Source organism: Bradyrhizobium sp. AZCC 1577, from assembly GCF_036924575.1.
In the GTDB taxonomy this organism is placed as follows: Bacteria; Pseudomonadota; Alphaproteobacteria; order Rhizobiales; family Xanthobacteraceae; genus Bradyrhizobium.
Window position 1 is genome coordinate 5,533,143 of sequence record NZ_JAZHRQ010000001.1, and the last position, 17,958, is coordinate 5,551,100.

The window sequence follows — 17,958 nt, forward strand, 5'->3', positions numbered from 1 at the left end:
CACCCAAATAAAGAACCCCGGAGCTTTCGCTCCGGGGTTTTTGCTGCCGATTTCTCTCTCGGCGGCAATCAACTCTGCGAACGGCGAGCCATGAAGTAGTCGTAACCGAGTTCGGCGACCTGGAACCACTGATATCCGTTGTTCGTAAAGCTGCTCAGCGACTCGTTGACCTTCTTGAAGTCCGCGTTGCCGGCGGAGACTTCGCTGTGCAATTCCTTCGCGGCCTTGTAGCAGGCTTCCATGACTGGCGCCGGGAATGCCTGCAGCTTGGCGCCGCCCGCAATCAGCTTGCGCAGCGCGAGAGGATTGGCTTGGTCGTATTTCGCCATCATCCAGTTATTGGCCTGATGACCGGCCTGCTCGAGAACGCTCTGGTAGAATTTCGGCAGCGCATTCCACTTGTCGAGGTTGACGAACGCCAGCAGCATCGGTCCGCCTTCCCACCAGCCGGGATAGTAATAGTGGGGCGCGACCTTGTAGAAGCCGAGCTTCTCGTCATCGTAGGGACCAACCCATTCCGCGCCGTCGATGGTACCCTTCTCCAGCGCCGGATAGATATCGCCGCCGGCGATTTGCTGAGGCACCGCGCCTAGCTTCTGCAAAACCTTCCCCGAGAAGCCGCCGATACGGAATTTGAGGCCCTTGAGATCGTCGACCGTCTTGATCTCCTTCCGGAACCAGCCGCCCATCTGGCAGCCGGTGTTGCCGGCCAGCAGCGAGGTGACGTTGTACTTCTTGTAGAACTCGTTGAGCAGTTCCTTGCCGCCGCCCAACATGTACCAGGCCTGGTTCAGGCGCTGGTTCGGGCCGAACGGCACCGCGGAGCCAAAGGTGAAGGTCGGATCCTTGCCGAAATAGTAGTACGAGGCAGTATGTCCGATCTCGCAGGTGCCGTTTTGCACAGCATCCAGAACCTGCAGACCCGGCACGATCTCACCGCCTGCAAAGGTCTGGATCTGAAACTTGTTGTCGGTGGCTTCGCCGACCATCTTGGCCATCAATTCGGCACCGCCATAGAGCGTGTCCAAGGACTTCGGCCAGCTCGTCGGCATGCGCCACTTGATTTCGGGCAAGCCCTGCGCAATCGCGGGCGCTGCGATCGTTGCAGCACCTGCCGCACCCAAGCCGGTTACTTTGAGAAAATCTCTTCGCTTCATATTCCATCCCTTTTGGTTGTGCCGGTCAGCCTTCGTGTCGAGGCTTGGAATCAAGCATGGAACATCCGGCCGCCGATTTCCATAAGCAATTGGATGGAAACGCGAAAAAGCCCGACCTTCCTGCGAAGGCCGGGCTTTCTCGTAAGCTTTTGGTACAGGTATCTGGCTCCGATCAGCCGCGCGTGCGCGAACGGATCATGAAGCTGTCATAGGTATATTCGGCGACCTGCCACCACAGATACTGGTCGGAGCGATAGGCCTGCATCGCGTCGATCGCCTTCTTGAAGTCCGCGTTCTTGCCGGAGATTTCGCCCCACAATTCGTTGGTCGACTTCAGGCAAGCTTCCAGCACTTCGTTGGTGAACGGACGAAGCTGCGTGCCACTAGCAACCAGACGCTTCAGTGCCGCGGGGTTCAGCATGTCGTAGCGCTGATTCATCCAGGCATTGGTGTTCGCCGCCGCGTTGGTGAGAATGCCCTGGTAGCTCTTCGGCAATTCATTCCACTTCTCCAGATTGGCGAAGGCGTGGACCGTCGGGCCGCCCTCCCAGAAGCCGGGGTAGTAGTAGAACTTCGCGACCTTCTGGAAGCCGAGCTTCTCGTCGTCATACGGGCCGACCCACTCGGCAGCGTCGATGGTGCCCTTTTCCAGCGCCGGATAGATATCGCCGCCGGCGATCTGCTGCGGCACCACGCCAACCTTCTGCAGGACCTGGCCAGCGATGCCGCCGATGCGCATCTTGAGGCCCGACAGATCAGCAACGGTCTTGATCTCCTTGCGGAACCAGCCGCCCATCTGGGTGCCGGTGTTGCCGCAGGGGAAGCCGATCACGCCGGACTTCTTGAAGAACTCGTTCGCGAGTTCGTTACCGCCGCCTTGCGCCAACCAAGAGTTCTGCTGGCGCGCATTGAGACCGAACGGCACCGCCGAAAAGATCGCAAAGGTCGGATCCTTGCCGACGTAATAATACGAAACGGTGTGGCACATCTCGACGGTATTCTTGGAAGTCGCGTCGAGCGCCTGCAGACCCGGAACCAGCTCGCCGGCCTGGAAGACCTGGATCTGGAATTTGTTGTCGGTCATTTCGGCGACCTGCTTCGCCAGGTGCTCGGCACCGCCGTAGATAGTGTCGAGCGACTTCGGGAAGCTCGACGTCAGGCGCCATTTGATCTCAGGCGACGATTGCGCGATCGCCGGCGAGGCAACGGCTGTCGCGGCAGCACCGGCCGCTGAAACCTTCAAAAAATCACGACGCTTCATTCAAGCTCTCCTTCGGGTCGTTCCCCAAATTTCCTCGAGCGTTCCTCCGGCGGGACGAATTCCACGGCATCCGGGGCGCTCTGGCGGGGGCGCTTTAACACGGAAGTTCGCGTTCGAAAACGCGACAAAGGCATGACTGCACTGATTAAACGAAAGTCGTATGGGCGCGGACAATGCAACCTCAGGCCGCGGCAATCGCGCCCTGAAGCTGGTCGCGAACCTTGGTCCCGATGGCCCGGTAGACCGCGGCATGCGGGCCATCAGGCTCGCTAGCCACCACCGGATTACCTTCATCCGAGGTGGTCCGGATCGACATGTGCAGTGGGATTTCGCCCAAGAATGGGACACCCAGCCGCTCCGCCTCATGGCGCGCGCCGCCATGGCCGAAAATGTCCGAGCGCGTGCCGCACTTGGGACACTGGAAGTAGCTCATGTTCTCGACGATGCCGAGCACCGGCACGTTGACCTTCCTGAACATCGCAAGCCCCCGCCGCGCGTCGATCAGGGAGAGGTCCTGCGGGGTTGAGATAATCACCGCTCCCTTCAGCGGCACGTTCTGCGCCAGGGTCAATTGCGCGTCTCCCGTACCGGGCGGCATATCGACGACGAGAATATCGAGCGTGCCCCACGCCACGTCACGCAACATCTGGGTGATCGCCGACATCACCATCGGCCCGCGCCAGATCATCGCGGTGTCTTCCTCGACCAGGAAGCCGATCGACATGATCGAAAGCCCGAAACGCTTGATCGGAATCATCTTGCGGTCGTCGTTGAGCTGCGGCTTTTCGCTGATGCCGGTGAGCCGCGGCACCGAGGGGCCGTAAATGTCGGCATCGAGCAGCCCGACGCGCAGGCCGAGGTCGCGCAGGCCAAGCGCCAAATTGAGCGCTGTGGTCGACTTGCCGACACCGCCCTTGCCCGAGGCCACGGCGATGATGGCGGCAACGCCAGGAATCTCCGCCTGCTTCGACATCGGCGACGCCGCGCCCTGCGGCGGGCGGTGGGCAGAAGCGGGTTGCACGCCATGCGCATGCCGATGCGCCGCGGGCGCGGCCTGCGGCGATCCTGGCTTGCGCTCGGCCGTGAGCGCGATCATTGCGGTGCTGACACCGGGGATCGCGCGCACCGCGGCTTCGGCCTGCGCGCGCACGCTTTCCCAGGCTTGAGCCTCTGCGGCGTCGACATTGATGGAGAAGAACACCTTGCCGTCGGTGACCGAGATCGCCGACAGTACGTTGGCATTGGTCAGTGTCACGCCGCGCGGCGAGGCCACCCGGCGAAGGGCATCGAGAACCTGTTGCTGTGTTACGCTCACTCGCGCATCTCCTGAAGCCCTTGCGGTTCCGAGTGAGAACCGGGCCCCACTCGCTTGTTTTGACGCGCATTCTTGACGCGAACCCGACCCGCTCCGGACCAAGTCCGAAAGCGGAGCCGCGTTCCAAGACGCTATGCCAGTCTGATGCGACCCATAGAGCGGTTCAGCGCAAAAGGCTATCTCGCTCCGACGTCATCCCGCCGCTCCGCGGGGGCGGCAGCCGCCTGCTCCTTGGCCGCCTCGTAATTCAGCTCGATCATCACGCCATTGGGGTCATTGACGAAGATCTGCCAGAGATCACCGCCCGGAACCTGCCGCGAGTCGTACGCCATGCCCTTCTGTTCCAGCCGCCGTTTCATGCCGTCAAAGCCGTAGCTGGCAAACGCGACATGATGGACAACGCCGGAATCGGGCTTTTGCGGCTCGTCGGTCTTGGAGATATCGACGAGGTGCACCACCGCCTTGCCCTCGCTGTACATCCACGCCCCGGGAAATGCGAAGTTCGGCCGCGCGCCCTTTTCCAGGCCCAGAATGTCCTCATAGAACCGGACCGTATCGGCAAGGTTGCGGGTCCGGATGTTGAAATGGTCGAGCACGCCCACGCTGACGCCCATGCGATGTCACTCCCTTTTTTGTGAGGTTCTTGAGGAACTATCCTAGCACGAATCCGGCCCCGCCCACCAACGAAGGCGTTGCCCTCCCCTGCGCAGCGGTTATGGTGCGGCTCCTCCAAAAACACCGTCCGGCCGGCCCAACGTCGCCGGCGAAAACTCCAAGGTAACACACATGGCTAAAGTCGCTTTTCTCGGTCTCGGCGTAATGGGCTTCCCCATGGCAGGACATCTGGCGAAAAAAGGCGGCCACGAGGTGACCGTGTACAACCGGACCGGGGCCAAGGCGAAGGAGTGGGCGGACAAGTTCGGCGGGCGCACCGCGCCGACGCCGGAGGCCGCGGCGGAAGGTCAGGATTTCGTGATGTGCTGCGTCGGCAACGACAATGACCTGCGCGCGGTCACGATCGGCACCGATGGCGCCTTCGCCGGCATGAAGAAGGGTGCGGTATTCGTCGATCACACCACCGCCTCCGCCGAAGTCGCCCGCGAGCTCGATGCTGCCGCCGTCAAGGCCGGCTTCAAGTTCATCGACGCGCCGGTGTCCGGTGGCCAGGCGGGGGCGGAAAACGGCGTGCTGACGGTGATGTGCGGCGGCAAGGAAGACGCCTATGCCGCTGCCGAGCCGATCATTTCCGGCGCTTACGCAAGGATGTGCAAACTGCTCGGGCCCGCCGGCGCCGGACAGCTCACCAAGATGGTCAATCAGATCTGCATCGCAGGTCTCGTCCAGGGACTGTCCGAGGGCATTCATTTCGCCAAGAAGTCAGGACTCGACGTCGCGTCCGTGATCGAGACCATCTCCAAGGGCGCGGCGCAGTCCTGGCAGATGGAGAACCGCTACAAGACCATGAACGACGGCAAGTTCGACTTCGGCTTTGCCGTCGAATGGATGCGCAAGGACCTCTCGATCTGCATCAGTGAGGCCCGCCGCAACGGCGCCAACCTGCCGGTGACCGCCCTCGTCGATCAGTTCTACGCCGAGGTCGAGAAGATGGGCGGCAAACGCTGGGATACGTCGAGCCTTTTGGCCAGGCTGGAGCGGTGAGTTAAAGAAAGAGGTTAAGGCAACGAGCAAGGCCCCCGCTTCTTATCCAGTCAGAAGCGGGGGTTCCGTCTGCCCGACAGGTTAATTTTAACTTCCTGTTTACGAGAATTTTTAGCTCTTTAAGTCATCGCTTAATGATTTAGCGGCACAGATAGACAATGCAAAAGCCCGCGCAGTTCGCGGGCAGGATTTTGTGTTGTTCAATGAGTAACCCCGCAGAGAAGCCCGAGGTTGTCCAGCTTCCGGCAGAAGCGCCGGTCGCACCAGCGGTCAGCACCCGGCGCGTGGCGGCGCAGCGGGTGCGCGAGGCGCGGGATCGGTTAACGTCGACCAGCGGGACCCGCCCCGCCTTCGATACCGAATTGCTCCGACAATACGCCCAGACCCGGGTATCGGCTTCCTTCGTGGTCATGCTGCTGGTGGTTGCGACCGGCGTGCTGTTCGGCCTGTGGAAGTACGCTGTGCCGGCCGCGGTCTGGACCGTCGGCATGCTCTGCGTCCATGCCGCCATCATTCGCAACTGCAAGCGCTTCCTAGGCGAGCCGCCTACGCTCGCCGCCACGCGCAAATGGCAAACCCGCTTCGTGCTGCTCGACTTGCTCTACGGCCTGAGCTGGACGGCGATCCTGCTCCACCCGGCCGGCCTCGACGTCGTCTCGAACACGATGATGATGTTCCTGATGCTGCTGGTGATCGCGGTGTCGAGCATGCTGGCAGCGACGCTGCCCATTGCGGCGGTGGCGGCAACCGTGCCGGTGACGGCGGCGATCGCGCTCAACTTCGTGATGGGCGGAACCTTCGACAACTACGCGCTCGCGCTGCTGGCGGTCGCCGCTGAAAGCTATTTTGCGCTACTCGCCCATCAGCTCCATTCGACGACGCTGCAAACCCTGGAAGCACGCGCCGAGAAGGACGCGCTGATCGGCGAGCTCGAACAGGCCAAGGCGATTTCGGACGAAGCGCGGCACCGCGCCGAATCCGCCAACGTCGCCAAGTCGCGCTTTCTGGCGCAGATGAGCCACGAGCTGCGCACGCCGCTGAACGCGATCCTCGGATTCTCCGAGGTGATGAAGAGCGAAATCTTCGGCGCGCATGCGGTGCCGGTCTACAAGGAATATTCCGCCGACATCCACAATTCGGGCGTCCACCTGCTCAATCTCATCAACGAGATTCTCGATCTGTCGCGGATCGAGGCCGGCCGCTACGAACTCAACGAGGAAGCGGTTTCGCTCGTCCATGTCGTTTCCGATTGCCACCATCTGTTGAAGCTGCGCGCGAGCAGCCGCGGCATCACCATTCATGAGGTGTTCGAGCACGGCATGCCCAGGATCTGGGGCGACGAGCGCGCCACGCGCCAGGTCGTGCTCAATCTCATATCCAACTCGATCAAGTTCACTCCGCCGGGCGGCGATATCTGGCTTAAGGTCGGCTGGACTGCGTCCGGTGGACAATATCTCAGCGTCAAGGACACCGGCTCCGGCATTGCCGAGGATGAAATCCCGATCGTGCTGGCTTCGTTTGGCCAGGGCTCCAACTCGATCAAATCGGCCGAACAGGGCGCGGGCCTGGGCTTGCCGATCGCCAAGAGCCTGATCGACATGCATGGCGGCACCTTCACGCTGAAATCGAAACTGCGCATCGGCACCGAAGTCATCGTTACCTTCCCGCCGGAGCGCGTGATGAGCGCGCTGGCGCCGATGGTCGAAGAGGAAGCACCGCCGCTGCAGCCGGAACCCACCGCATCCGCCGACGACAAGCGGCGGCCGCGTCACAAGCCGATCATGAGTGCCGGCACCGGCCTGTAGTTGGAGCGCTTGCGCCGAGGACTCAAACCGTTTCACTATCCAGGAATGAGCAAAGAAACGCCGTGTATCGCAGTCTGTATGATGGATCCCAAAACCAAACTCTGCTTCGGCTGCGGACGAACGTTGCCGGAGATCGCGCGCTGGCACCGCATGGAAACGGCGGAGCGATTGGCCGTGATGGAAGGGCTTGCGGCGCGCATGGTGGATGCGGGCCTGGTTCCGATGCCGCCGCGCGCCGAACGCGGCTGATCACCGGAGGAAACGGCGGAGGCGCCCAGTGATCCGCATCATGCTCGTTCTGGCAATGCTCGCCGCCACCGCAGGCGCCGTGGTCGCCTATGGCGATCCGAACCAGATCGCGCGCGCCAGCAACTCGGTATCGAAAATGCTGTGGCAACGCAGCCTGCAGCCGGCGCCCGCCGTGGAGATCGCGCGCGGCAAAGCCGGCGAATTCGCGCTGCACGCCAAGATCAACGGCGTCAAGGCGCCGATGGTGATCGACACCGGCGCCACTTCGGTGGTGCTGACCTGGGAGACGGCGAAGGCGATCGGCCTGCCGATCGAGATGCTCGAATACAATGTCGATGTCGAAACCGCCGGCGGCCATACCAAGGCGGCGCGGCTGACCCTCGATCGTCTCGCGGTCGGCGGCCTCGTCGAGAAATCGGTCCCGGCGCTGGTGGTGCCGCGCGGATTGATGAAGACCAACCTGCTCGGCATGAGCTTTCTCGACCGGCTGGAAAGCTGGGGCGTGCAGGCCGACAAGCTGAAGCTGCACGGCTATCCCGAAGTGGCGGCGTCCAACCGCAAACGCACCCGCTCGGCTGCGAATTAGGGCGAGGACTCATAAACTGACGATGTCCGCTTGTTGGCATCTAATAGCGACACAAAGGCGGGCGCGCCGATATCGACGCACCGGGCCAATAGCTGCCATCATCTGCTTAGGAGATCGAACGCCTCCTCCACGCACTCTTCCAAGCTACGATGTGCTGTATCGATAATGATGCGATCTCGGTTCCATTTGTCGTAGGCACGGGCTGCAACTGCGTCCCAATTGGGTAAGTTCAGCCCCATGACGTCGCTTGATCTTGTCTCAATTCTCCGACGGTGCTCGACAAGATCGCTGCACACGACTTCTAGCCAGATGACCTCGGCTGCGGCACGCCGCCCCGCCGCTTCCCAACCGTCCCGTGCCTCTTGGCAATCGTTTACACAATCCGCGACAATATCTAGGCCGAGGGCTAGATTGTCGGCCGCGATCGACTGAGCCGCTCGATAGCTCCAATCGAAGAGATCGCTCGGCGCCGTACCGGATGCCCAGATTGCCTGATCCATCGAGTCGATGCGTAGCCAGATGGCACCGGAACGCCCCGCCAGACGCCGCGCTATGCTCGACTTGCCAACCCCCGGCAAGCCAGCCAATGCGATCAGCCTTGCCATTGCACCCCAATCCTATCTCGACCAAGCGGGCCAATGCTAGCGCAGCTTCGCAGCTATTTCCACGTGAACTGTCGTGTCTGCAACGGGCACTCGCGTCGCTTTAACGGTGTACCGATCACTTCTGGTCTACTCCGACAAACAGACACCTCAGATCTCCGTCGGGACGTTCTCGAATGCGCTAAGGCGGAAGTGATTTCGACTTGCGACGTCGCGAAACTGCGATTGTACGACACATCGAAAATGGCTTTGTGAAGCCATTTCCTGCGTAAGGGGAATGGCCGCCGCGCCGATCCCTCCCCATTTTGGTGCGGGGGCACGTCATGCGCCATCGGAGATCGGCAATGACCATCAGGAGCTTTTGTACGCTTGCCGCCGCCATCTTTGCCCTGATCGCACTTCTTCAGTTGATCCGGATCGTGATGGGATGGTCCATCACCCTGAATGGCGTCGATGTTCCGTTCTGGCCGAGCTGGATTGCGGTCATCGTGGCTGGCGCGCTGAGCTGCGTCGGCTTTCGCGCCGCCATGCGCGGCTAAAGGCTAGCACAGAGGCCGGCCGGGCCGATCTGCCATCAGGCGCCCGCCAGTCGGCCGCAAGAGTCACGCTTTCGCCTTCGCCGCCTTGCGCGCCTTGTTGACTTCCGCGATCTCGGGCTCGATCGAATTCAGACTCTCGTAGATTTCTGCGAGCACCGTCTTCAGATCCGAAACGTTCTTCGACGGAAAATTGCGGACCGCCACTTCCTCGAAATGGATGGCGATCGGGATCAATTCTTCCACCAGCGTCCGTCCCTTCGGCGTGAGGTTGATCGCGACCGTACGCGCGTTGTCCTTCAGCCGCGTGCGCGTTACGAGGCCTCGCCGCTTCATCTCCCCGATCAGGCGCGACAGCGTCGATATCTCGATCGTCGTCATGTCGGCGAGATCGCCGAGGCGCTGATCGCCTTTCTCCCAGAGCGCGGCCATCACGCGGTACATCGGTAATGTCACGCCATAGCCCGCGATGCGCCGGGAAAACAGATCGCCCATCCGCACGCCGACGCGGTTGAGCATGTAGGGCAATGAATTCGTCAGCCGGTACAAGGTCTTGCGTCCTGCTATGGTGCAACTTTTGCACCCCTCCAATAGCCGGCCGCCGATCATTTTTCAAGGCAATTGTTGCATTTGAAAATTTCTGATTGACTTGTCATTTGCAGATGCAATTATTGTTCACGAAAATTAAGCCGCCGATCAAGAGCGGATTGTTCAGTGGAGGAAACCATGTCGCTGGATTCGGCATCCGACGAATTGCGTGAAACGTTCAAGCGCGCGTTGCGGCGATTTCCGGCCGCCGTGTCGGTGATCACGTCTGCCGACCAGAACCGCCGCCACGGGATGACGGCGACCGCGGTGACGTCGCTGTCGCTCGACCCTCCCTCGCTGATCGTCTGCGTCAACCAACAGACGCTGCTGCACGACATCATGCTGCTGGCGCGCCGCTTCTGCGTGAACGTGCTGCGCCGCGACCAAATCTCCCTTTCATCGGCGTTCAGCGGCGCGGTCCCCGCCGAGGAGCGGTTCGGGCTCGGCCAATGGATGACCTCGCCCGAGGGCGTCACCTATCTCGCCGACGCGCAGATCAACATCTTCTGCAAGAAGGCCGCCGCCGTGCCCTACGGCACGCATACGATTTTCATCGGCGAAGCTGAGACCGTGAACGTGCGCGATCCGATCGAGCCCCTGATCTACCAGGACGCGACCTACTGCTTTTCGGTGCCCCACGACAGCCAGGCTGCGTGATCCGCCAAGCCGCCGCCTTTTCAGCCCATCGAAGATACGGAGCAAACCAATGGTATCAGTCGCCCAGTTGAAGGACGTGCCGGCGCCTCCGGCCGCTCGCCCCGACATTAGCGAGTTGCGGAGCCGCGTGGCGCAGATCGCGCCGCAGATCAAGGCGCGCGCCCACACCACGGAAAAGGCGGGCCGCGTGCCGGAAGAGAACATCACGGCGCTGCGCAACATCGGCTATTTCGACATCGTCAAGCCGGCGATGTTCGGCGGCTACGAGCACGATTTCGACGTGCTGGTCGAACTGAACATCGAGCTCGCGAAAAGCTGCGCCTCGACGGCGTGGGTCGGCGGCCTGCTCGCAGCCCATCAATGGCTGATCGCGGGATTTCCGGAAATCGCGCAGCGCGACGTCTGGGATGATAATCCAGACGCACTCGCTTGCGGCTCCTACGCGCCGGCCGCCAAGGCGATCGAGGTCGAGGGCGGCTATCGCCTCACCGGGCGCTGGTCGTTTGCGAGCGGCTGCGACAACGCGCAATGGTCGTTGTGCGCGGCGCTGTTGCCGTCGAAGACGGAAGCCGGCCAGTTTGCGCCGGCCTTCCTGCTGGTTCCGGCCTCCGACTACGTCATCGACGATACCTGGAATGTCGTCGGCCTCAGCGGCACCGGCAGCAAGACGCTCGTACTGTCAGACGTGTTTGTGCCCGCGCACCGCCTGCTGTCGTTCGCCGACACCACATCCGGCAAGACGCCGGGCGCTGCGCTCTATGCCGCCAACCCCACTTTCTCGATTCCGATGCTGTCGAACATTCCTTCCTGCCTGGCGTCCACCGCAGTCGGCGCCGCCGCCGGCGCACTGGAAGACTATCTTGCCGTAACCTCGAGGCGAATCACGCGCGGCGCGGTGGCGGGCCATAACAACCGCATGGCGGATTTCCCGACCATCCAGTTACGTGTTGCGGAAGCGGCCGCCTCGGTCGATGCAGCGCGTGAAGTGCTGCTGCGCGATCTCAGGGACCGTGCGGCGACGATCCGCGACGGCAGGCCGGTCTCGACCGAGGACCGCATCGTCAGCCGCCGCGGCCAGGCCTTTTCGGTTGCGCTGGCCATCCGCGCCAGTGAGGCGCTGAACGCCTCGACCGGCGGGCTCGGCCTCGACCTTTCCAATCCGGTGCAGCGCGCCTGGCGCGACGCCAATGCCGTCGGCCGCCACATCAGCATGAACTGGGACGCCGTCGGCACCATGTACGGCCAGCTCGCTCTCGGGCTGACGCCCCAAGGTCAATACTAAGGGACAGTACTAACCAGCATCAGACATCAGCGAGGACAATATGCAGGGCAAGATCGCACTAGAGGAACATTTCGCCATCCCGGACACGCTGATGGACTCAGCGGGTTTCGTTCCGGACTCCTATTGGCCGGAGTTGAAGGACCGTCTGCTCGATATCCAGGACAAGCGGCTGGCGCAGATGGACCGCCACGGCGTCGAGATGATGATCCTGTCGCTGAACGCGCCGGCGGTGCAGGCGATTCCCGACATCGTCCGCGCCAACGAGATCGCGATCCGTGCCAACGATTTCCTCGCCGAACAGGTGGCAAAACGGCCGTCGCGATTCCAGGCCTTTGCCGCACTGCCGATGCAGGACCCCGATCTCGCGATCGCCGAACTCGAGCGCTGCATCAAGACGCTCGGCTTCCGCGGCGCGCTGGTCAACGGCTTCTCGCAAATCGGCGACGGCAAGCGGCCGGTCTATTACGACCTGCCGCAATACTGGCCATTCTGGGAAGCGGTCGAGCAGACCGGCCTGCCCTTCTACCTGCATCCGCGCAATCCGCTGCCGGAAGACTGCGCAATCTATCAAGGGCATCCCTGGCTAATGGGTCCGACCTGGGCATTCGGGCAAGAAACCGCGGTTCATGCGCTGCGGCTGATGGGATCGGGATTGTTCGATGCCTATCCAAAACTGAAGATCATCCTCGGCCATATGGGTGAAGGCCTGCCCTACAGCATGTGGCGCGTCGATCATCGCAACGGCTGGGTCAAGGCGCCGCCGAAACACAAGGCGAAGAAGAAGATCTGCGACTATTTCAATGCCAACTTCTTCCTGACCACGTCGGGCAATTTCCGCACGCAAACGCTGATCGATTCCATTCTCGAAATCGGAGCCGACCGCATCCTGTTCTCGGTCGACTGGCCGTTCGAGAACGTGGACCACGCCTCCGACTGGTTCAACAGCGCCAGCATCAGCGAGAACGATCGCCTGAAGATCGGCCGGCGCAACGCCATCGACCTGTTCAAGCTCGATCTCGGCGACTTGGCCGTCGCCGAGCACGGCATCCATCAAGCCGCGGAATAAGCGGCCTCAAACGACATAATCACCATCTGGGAGGGATACGGCCATGGCCGCGCAGGCAATCGATCTTCACGAAGAACTCGCCGAAGCAAAGGTAGGAAAATTTCACTGGCGCCTCGGCGCCATCATGGGACTGCTAACACTGTTTGACGGATATGACACGTTCAACCCGGCTTACGTCATTCACTACGTCGCAAAGCCTTGGGGGCTGCAGGCCGGCCAGGCGGGACTGTTGATTTCCAGCGGCCTGGTTGGATTCCTGCTCGGGGCCGCCATCCACGGCATCATTGCCGACCGGCTCGGCCGCCGCGGCACCCTGCTCGGCGGCTTGTGGATCACCAGTATCTTCACGCTGCTCACCGCGACCTCGGCAGACTCGTTCCTCTCCTTCTGCATCCTGCGGCTTCTGACCGGCATCGGCCTCGGCGTGCTGCTGCCGCTCGCGACCACCTACATCAACGAGCTGGCGCCGCGGCGCGTGGCGAACACGTTTGCGCTGTGGGGCGTCGCGCTTGGCTGGGCGCTCGGCGGCACCCTCGCCGGTGTCGCCGGCGTGTTTGCAACCCCGGTGTTCGGTTGGACGTCGCTGTACTGGATCGGCTCGCTGTCGTTCCTGCTCTTGCCGTTCATGCACATGATGCTGCCGGAATCGCCAAAATTCCTCGCACTCCAGGGCCGTACCGATGAAATCCGCGACATGCTGACGAAGCTTCGGCCCGAGCGCGCCAGCGCCTACAAGTTGGCTGAAATTGTCATCGGACAAGCGGAGAAGCCGGTCAATTCAGTGGCAGTGCTGCTGCAGTCGAAATATCGACGGACCACATTTGCGATCTGGGCCTCGGCCTTCCTCAGCCTGTTCTGCATCTTCGGCCTTTCGGGATGGATTCCGACGGTGATGATGCAGCGTGGAGAAACCTTTGCCGCAAGCTTCGGCTTCGGCGCGCTGATGCAGATCATGTCGTTCGTCGGCGGCCTTGTGCTTGGCCACCTCGTCGACCGGTCCGGCTATAGCCGCGGGCTGATCGCGACCTGGTGGGCCTTTGGCGGCCTCGCCGTGTTGTCGCTCGTGGTACTGAACGTCCACATCGTCAACATCACCTCGGTCGCCGCCGCCGGCTTCTTCATTATCGGCGCGCAATTCGTGCTGAACAATTTCACTGCGGCTTCCTATGAGACCGGCGTGCGCGCCACTGCTGTCGGAATGGAGCTCGGGGTCGCCCGCGTCGGCGCCATTCTCGGCCCGTTCGTCGCCGGCGCGCTGCAGCAATATTACCAGAGCCCGACGCCGATGTTCCTGTCGATCGGCGTCTCCGCGATTGCCGCCGGGATGATTATCTTGCTGGCCAGGCGGCCGGCGAGCGCACCCGCAAGCAGCCTTGAAGAGGCTGCCGGCTTGCGCAAGGTTGCACAGCCTGCCTCTTGAGCCGGAAGTCCGGCTCCGGGGCGGCCTGATCCTGGAGCCGGTCATTCGTCCGCAAGGAGCAACCATGCAAGACTTCGTCTACCAGAGCGCACCGATGCGGGTGGTGTTCGGCACCGGCACGCTGCGTCAATTGCCTGATGAATTGTCCCGCCTCGGCGTTACCCGCGCCCTCGTGCTGGCGACCCCGCGGCAGAAAGATCTGGTCGCCGGCATCCGGGAGATGATCGGCGAACGCTTCGCCGGCGTCTTCACCGGAGCGGTCATGCATACGCCCGTCGAGGTGACGGAACGGGCGATGGAAGTCGTGCGCGAGATTGAGGCCGATGGCGTCGTCGCGATCGGCGGCGGTTCGACCACCGGCCTCGGTAAGGCGATCGCCTTGCGCACCGATCTGCCGCAGATCGTGCTGCCGACCAGTTACGCCGGCTCGGAGATGACGCCGGTGGTCGGTCAGACCAGCGGCGGGATCAAGACCACCCAGTCGAGCCCGAAGATCCTCCCCGAGATCGTGATCTACGACGTCGATCTCACCATGACGATGCCGGCAAAACTATCGGCGACATCGGGCGTCAACGCCATCGCGCACGCGGTCGAGGCGCTCTACGCGCGCGATCGCAACCCCATCATATCGCTGATGGCGCAGGAAGGCATCGGCACGCTGGCGCGGGCGCTGCCGAAAATCTGCGCTGAGCCGAGCGACAGGGTCGCGCGCACCGACGCGCTCTATGGCGCCTGGCTCTGCGGCGTCTGCCTCGGCGCGGTCGGCATGGCGCTGCACCACAAGCTCTGCCATACGCTGGGCGGGCTGTTCAATCTGCCGCACGCGGAGACCCACACCGTCATTCTCCCGCATGCCCTCGCCTACAATGCACCGGCCGCACCTGAGGCGATGACACGCATCGCCACAGCGCTTGGCGTCGGCGACCCAGCGCTCGGCCTCCACGATCTGGCGCGAAAGCTTGCCGCGCCGCTGTCGCTGCGCGAGATCGGCATGCCCGAGAGCGGCATCGATCAGGCCGCCGACCTCGCGGTGAAGAATCCGTACTGGAATCCGCGCCCGATCCAGCGAGAGGCGATCCGCGAATTGATCACGCGCGCCTGGCGCGGCGACGCCCCACCAACCGCCCAATGATCCCCCTGGGCTGGACATCGACATGCTGAACTACGATTCCGGCCTGAAGGCGGATTCCGAAACGCGCCGCGTCGCCGAGCGCGCCGCCTAAGCTTTATGCCGCGACCGGCTCCGCCGCGCGATCCTCGATCAATGCGACCGCATCGCGCAGCACGTCGACGCCGGCGCCCGGCCTGGTGCCCCTCTCCGCCAGATGGCGACGAAAGGCGCGTGCGCCGGGCACGCCGTGAAACGCGCCGACGAAATGCCGCGTCATCGAATGCAGCTTTGCTCCTTGGGCCAACTGGCCTTCGATGTAAGGCAACATCGCTTCGAAGACGTCCTTCATCGTCGCGTGAGGTGCCGCCTCGCCGAACAATTCCGGATCGACGTCGAGTAGGCGCCACGGCTCCTGATAGGCCGCCCGCCCCAGCATCACGCCGTCGACATGGTCGAGGTGCCGCTTCGCCTCGGCAATACTGCCGACGCCGCCATTGATGATAATCGGCACACCCGGCAGCGCGGCCTTGAGTCGATAAACCCTGTCGTAATCGAGCGGCGGGATGTCGCGGTTTTCCTTCGGCGACAATCCGTTGAGCCAGGCCTTGCGGGCATGGACGATCAGCGCGTCCGCGCCGGCCGCAACCACGCCGCGCGCCAGCACGTCGAGCGCCACAACCGGGTCCTGGTCGTCGATGCCGATCCGGCATTTCACTGTGACCGGAATCCTGACCGCGCGCTTCATGGCAACCACGCCCTCGGCGACCAGCGCCGGCTCCGCCATCAGGCAGGCCCCGAAGCGGCCATCCTTCACGCGGTCGGACGGACAGCCGACATTGAGATTGATTTCGTCGTAGCCAAAATCCTCGCCGATCCGCGCAGCGGTAGCGAGATCATGCGGAACGGAACCACCGAGTTGCAGCGCCACCGGATGCTCACTTCGGTCGAAGCCGAGCAGCCGCCTCCGGTCGCCATGAATAATGGCGCCGGTCGTCAGCATCTCCGTATAAAGCCGCGCGCGCCGGCTCATCAGACGGTGGAACACGCGGCAATGCCGGTCAGTCCAATCCATCATCGGGGCAATGCAAAATCGGTGCGCTAACATGTTGATGTTATTTCGCTTTATTGTCTCATTCGGTGCAGTTGATTTTTGGGCCGACAAATAGTTCAAGCTGACAGTTGAGGCATTTTCCTTTCATTTCAAGCCCTTAGACCGATTCGCGTTCGTCAATTTTGCGATGCTGCGCTTCGCCCGGTACAGCTTTGCAGTACCGAATGAGGCCGTGCAGTACCGCGCTAGTTCGTACCCTCCTGATCAAAACCCATCCAGTTCGGCCGCAAATAGCTTGCCCCTCTCCCGAAGCCCAGTGCTTCAGGACCACCGTCGTAGTGCTGGCGATGATAGAGTAAGAAAACTTGCGCGCTGCGGGCCGGACGTTTGCATTCTCGCTATGAATAACCGGCGTCGAGTAAATCACGGGTCAGCAAAGTCGCCAACCTAACCATCACTCTCGGGAGTTAGCCCCGCCCCATTCAAGCGGTTTCATTTGAGTGTCGGGGGTTCGAGTCGGTGGTTCGCTACATCGCGATGCTCACTATTATAGGAGCTTTGTTTTCATATCGGCGGACAACCGAGCTGGCTTTGGCGCTTTGACAGTCCCTATAGCCAACTCTTCCTGCGCGATAGTCCTGCGCCCCTTTGCGACAGCCAACAACACAGGTTTGAGAAAGGCTTGCTTATGCCTGGTCGTATAATTGGGAAGCGCAGCGAGAAAAATGACGAACTAGCGGATCGGAAGTTGCGCGCTCGGCGCGAGCTGAAGATTGGCAGGCCACTCAGTCTCAGGCTCGTTGCCTGCGCTGAGCAGCAGTCTTTGCTGCTGGCACGATGAAGCCGTACAAAAACTGGTCCACCACCATGTCGGCAAATTCCTGCGGCGCGATGTCGCCCTTGGGATCGTACCAGGTGTGGCTGAAGTTGAGTATGCCGAACAGCATCATGGTGTAGACGCGCTTCGATCGCTTGACGATTTTGCCTTCGGTATCAAGCCGGATCAGCAAGTCCGAAACCGTATCGACCAGTTGCCGCTCTAACGTCTTGATGGCCTTTTGCTCGGCTTCGGCAAGGAACGCCAGATCGTTCAGGATTAGGCGCTGCTCGTTGGTTGAGCGCGCGTTGAGTTCGACGATGGCGCGGATCGCGGCGCGGAACCGGTCGAGATTGGTCGACTGGCGTGCCATTGCTTCTTCGACATCGGCGATCATCTGGCGGACATGCGCGTCCAGGATGGCGAACAGGATCGCTTCCTTGGAATCGAAGTAGTGATACAGCGCGCCGCGCGAGAGCCGGCAGGCATCCGCCAGATCGGCAATCGAGGCGCGCATGTATCCCTGCTGCGCAAACAGCGTGCAGGCCGCGTTCAGAATGCCGCGCTGGATGTCGTCGTAATTTTCAGAGCGCGTCCGCGCCATGCGAGCCTCTCATAACCGGCCGCCGCGGAACGGCGGTCCGAATCCCCTTCTCGCCCTTCACTATCATACCGCCCCGGCGCCCGCCGCGGTCGACCTGCCACAATCGGGCAGTCCTGTCATTCTAGACCGCCTCAAAAAATTATTTGAACGGCCGGTCGGATTATAATATCATCCCTTCCCGTCAGACAAGCC

17 protein-coding genes and 1 pseudogene are annotated in these 17,958 nt (G+C 62.1%); 10 read left to right on the forward strand and 8 right to left on the reverse strand.

What is annotated here, in order from left to right:
• Positions 1-68 precede the first annotated feature (68 nt).
• The 4 genes from V1278_RS26435 to V1278_RS26450 form a co-directional block, all read right to left on the reverse strand.
• On the reverse strand, positions 69-1,157 hold the full coding sequence (locus tag V1278_RS26435) for a TRAP transporter substrate-binding protein (protein ID WP_334368178.1): 1,089 nt from the start codon (positions 1,155-1,157) through the stop codon (positions 69-71).
• A gap of 172 nt (positions 1,158-1,329) precedes the next feature.
• Positions 1,330-2,418 carry a TRAP transporter substrate-binding protein gene (locus V1278_RS26440; RefSeq protein ID WP_334368177.1) on the reverse strand — a complete coding sequence of 363 codons (1,089 nt, stop codon included), beginning with the start codon at positions 2,416-2,418 and terminating at the stop codon, positions 1,330-1,332.
• 181 nt (positions 2,419-2,599) lie between these two features.
• Entirely contained in the window at positions 2,600-3,733 is a 1,134-nt protein-coding gene (locus V1278_RS26445; protein WP_334368176.1) for an Mrp/NBP35 family ATP-binding protein, read from the reverse strand.
• A gap of 176 nt (positions 3,734-3,909) precedes the next feature.
• Complete coding sequence (locus V1278_RS26450) at positions 3,910-4,347, reverse strand: VOC family protein (protein WP_065728480.1); 438 nt, start codon at positions 4,345-4,347, stop codon at positions 3,910-3,912.
• 166 nt (positions 4,348-4,513) lie between these two features.
• Between V1278_RS26450 and V1278_RS26455 the strand changes: the two are divergent.
• The 4 genes and pseudogenes from V1278_RS26455 to V1278_RS26470 form a co-directional block, all read left to right on the forward strand.
• Positions 4,514-5,392 (forward strand): annotated as a pseudogene (locus tag V1278_RS26455) (NAD(P)-dependent oxidoreductase); the annotation flags it as partial.
• A gap of 203 nt (positions 5,393-5,595) precedes the next feature.
• Positions 5,596-7,197, forward strand: a complete 1,602-nt coding sequence (locus tag V1278_RS26460; RefSeq protein ID WP_334368175.1) for a sensor histidine kinase — start codon at positions 5,596-5,598, stop codon at positions 7,195-7,197.
• A 45-nt stretch (positions 7,198-7,242) separates the two neighbouring features.
• Positions 7,243-7,446 (forward strand): DUF1289 domain-containing protein, encoded by a 204-nt coding sequence (locus tag V1278_RS26465; protein ID WP_334368174.1) that lies wholly within the window; start codon positions 7,243-7,245, stop codon positions 7,444-7,446.
• Positions 7,447-7,474: 28 nt separating this feature from the next.
• Positions 7,475-8,032: a TIGR02281 family clan AA aspartic protease gene (locus V1278_RS26470; RefSeq protein ID WP_334368173.1), complete on the forward strand. Its 558-nt coding sequence runs from the start codon at positions 7,475-7,477 to the stop codon at positions 8,030-8,032.
• 98 nt (positions 8,033-8,130) lie between these two features.
• On the opposite strand, the gene V1278_RS26475 is transcribed toward V1278_RS26470, so the two are convergent.
• Entirely contained in the window at positions 8,131-8,637 is a 507-nt protein-coding gene (locus V1278_RS26475) for an AAA family ATPase (protein WP_334368172.1), read from the reverse strand.
• 341 nt (positions 8,638-8,978) lie between these two features.
• Between V1278_RS26475 and V1278_RS26480 the strand changes: the two genes are divergently transcribed.
• Positions 8,979-9,173 carry a hypothetical protein gene (locus V1278_RS26480; protein WP_334368171.1) on the forward strand — a complete coding sequence of 65 codons (195 nt, stop codon included), beginning with the start codon at positions 8,979-8,981 and terminating at the stop codon, positions 9,171-9,173.
• Positions 9,174-9,236: 63 nt separating this feature from the next.
• On the opposite strand, the gene V1278_RS26485 is transcribed toward V1278_RS26480, so the two are convergent.
• The gene (locus V1278_RS26485; protein WP_334368170.1) at positions 9,237-9,719 is read right to left on the reverse strand and encodes a MarR family winged helix-turn-helix transcriptional regulator; all 483 of its coding nucleotides are present in this window, start codon (positions 9,717-9,719) and stop codon (positions 9,237-9,239) included.
• A 177-nt stretch (positions 9,720-9,896) separates the two neighbouring features.
• Here V1278_RS26485 and V1278_RS26490 point away from each other — a divergent pair, with 177 nt between their 5' ends.
• From V1278_RS26490 to V1278_RS26510, 5 genes are all read left to right on the forward strand, one after another.
• The gene (locus tag V1278_RS26490; RefSeq protein ID WP_334368169.1) at positions 9,897-10,415 is read left to right on the forward strand and encodes a flavin reductase family protein; all 519 of its coding nucleotides are present in this window, start codon (positions 9,897-9,899) and stop codon (positions 10,413-10,415) included.
• A 49-nt stretch (positions 10,416-10,464) separates the two neighbouring features.
• Positions 10,465-11,697 (forward strand): acyl-CoA dehydrogenase family protein, encoded by a 1,233-nt coding sequence (locus tag V1278_RS26495; RefSeq protein ID WP_334368168.1) that lies wholly within the window; start codon positions 10,465-10,467, stop codon positions 11,695-11,697.
• Between the two features lie 40 nt (positions 11,698-11,737).
• Positions 11,738-12,763 (forward strand): amidohydrolase family protein, encoded by a 1,026-nt coding sequence (locus V1278_RS26500; protein ID WP_334382715.1) that lies wholly within the window; start codon positions 11,738-11,740, stop codon positions 12,761-12,763.
• Between the two features lie 43 nt (positions 12,764-12,806).
• A complete protein-coding gene (locus tag V1278_RS26505; protein WP_334368166.1) occupies positions 12,807-14,183 on the forward strand; it encodes an MFS transporter in 1,377 nt (458 codons plus the stop codon).
• A gap of 64 nt (positions 14,184-14,247) precedes the next feature.
• Positions 14,248-15,315, forward strand: a complete 1,068-nt coding sequence (locus V1278_RS26510) for a maleylacetate reductase (protein ID WP_334382716.1) — start codon at positions 14,248-14,250, stop codon at positions 15,313-15,315.
• A 94-nt stretch (positions 15,316-15,409) separates the two neighbouring features.
• Here V1278_RS26510 and dusA read toward each other — a convergent pair whose 3' ends face one another.
• Complete coding sequence (gene dusA / locus V1278_RS26515; RefSeq protein WP_334382717.1) at positions 15,410-16,399, reverse strand: tRNA dihydrouridine(20/20a) synthase DusA; 990 nt, start codon at positions 16,397-16,399, stop codon at positions 15,410-15,412.
• 737 nt (positions 16,400-17,136) lie between these two features.
• Positions 17,137-17,766, reverse strand: coding sequence for a TetR/AcrR family transcriptional regulator (locus V1278_RS26520; protein ID WP_334382718.1), 630 nt, complete (start codon positions 17,764-17,766; stop codon positions 17,137-17,139).
• Between the last annotated feature and the right edge of the window lie 192 nt (positions 17,767-17,958).

What these genes read in the sequence shown, in the direction of transcription:
- V1278_RS26435 (WP_334368178.1), bottom strand. Translation starts at nt 1,157, where the DNA reads ATGAAGCGAAGAGATTTTCTCAAAGTAACCGGCTTGGGTGCGGCAGGT.
- V1278_RS26440 (WP_334368177.1), bottom strand. Translation starts at nt 2,418, where the DNA reads ATGAAGCGTCGTGATTTTTTGAAGGTTTCAGCGGCCGGTGCTGCCGCG.
- V1278_RS26450 (WP_065728480.1), bottom strand. Translation starts at nt 4,347, where the DNA reads ATGGGCGTCAGCGTGGGCGTGCTCGACCATTTCAACATCCGGACCCGC.
- V1278_RS26460 (WP_334368175.1), top strand. Translation starts at nt 5,596, where the DNA reads ATGAGTAACCCCGCAGAGAAGCCCGAGGTTGTCCAGCTTCCGGCAGAA.
- V1278_RS26465 (WP_334368174.1), top strand. Translation starts at nt 7,243, where the DNA reads ATGAGCAAAGAAACGCCGTGTATCGCAGTCTGTATGATGGATCCCAAA.
- V1278_RS26475 (WP_334368172.1), bottom strand. Translation starts at nt 8,637, where the DNA reads ATGGCAAGGCTGATCGCATTGGCTGGCTTGCCGGGGGTTGGCAAGTCG.
- V1278_RS26480 (WP_334368171.1), top strand. Translation starts at nt 8,979, where the DNA reads ATGACCATCAGGAGCTTTTGTACGCTTGCCGCCGCCATCTTTGCCCTG.
- V1278_RS26490 (WP_334368169.1), top strand. Translation starts at nt 9,897, where the DNA reads ATGTCGCTGGATTCGGCATCCGACGAATTGCGTGAAACGTTCAAGCGC.
- V1278_RS26495 (WP_334368168.1), top strand. Translation starts at nt 10,465, where the DNA reads ATGGTATCAGTCGCCCAGTTGAAGGACGTGCCGGCGCCTCCGGCCGCT.
- V1278_RS26500 (WP_334382715.1), top strand. Translation starts at nt 11,738, where the DNA reads ATGCAGGGCAAGATCGCACTAGAGGAACATTTCGCCATCCCGGACACG.
- V1278_RS26505 (WP_334368166.1), top strand. Translation starts at nt 12,807, where the DNA reads ATGGCCGCGCAGGCAATCGATCTTCACGAAGAACTCGCCGAAGCAAAG.
- V1278_RS26510 (WP_334382716.1), top strand. Translation starts at nt 14,248, where the DNA reads ATGCAAGACTTCGTCTACCAGAGCGCACCGATGCGGGTGGTGTTCGGC.
- dusA (WP_334382717.1), bottom strand. Translation starts at nt 16,399, where the DNA reads ATGTTAGCGCACCGATTTTGCATTGCCCCGATGATGGATTGGACTGAC.
- V1278_RS26520 (WP_334382718.1), bottom strand. Translation starts at nt 17,766, where the DNA reads ATGGCGCGGACGCGCTCTGAAAATTACGACGACATCCAGCGCGGCATT.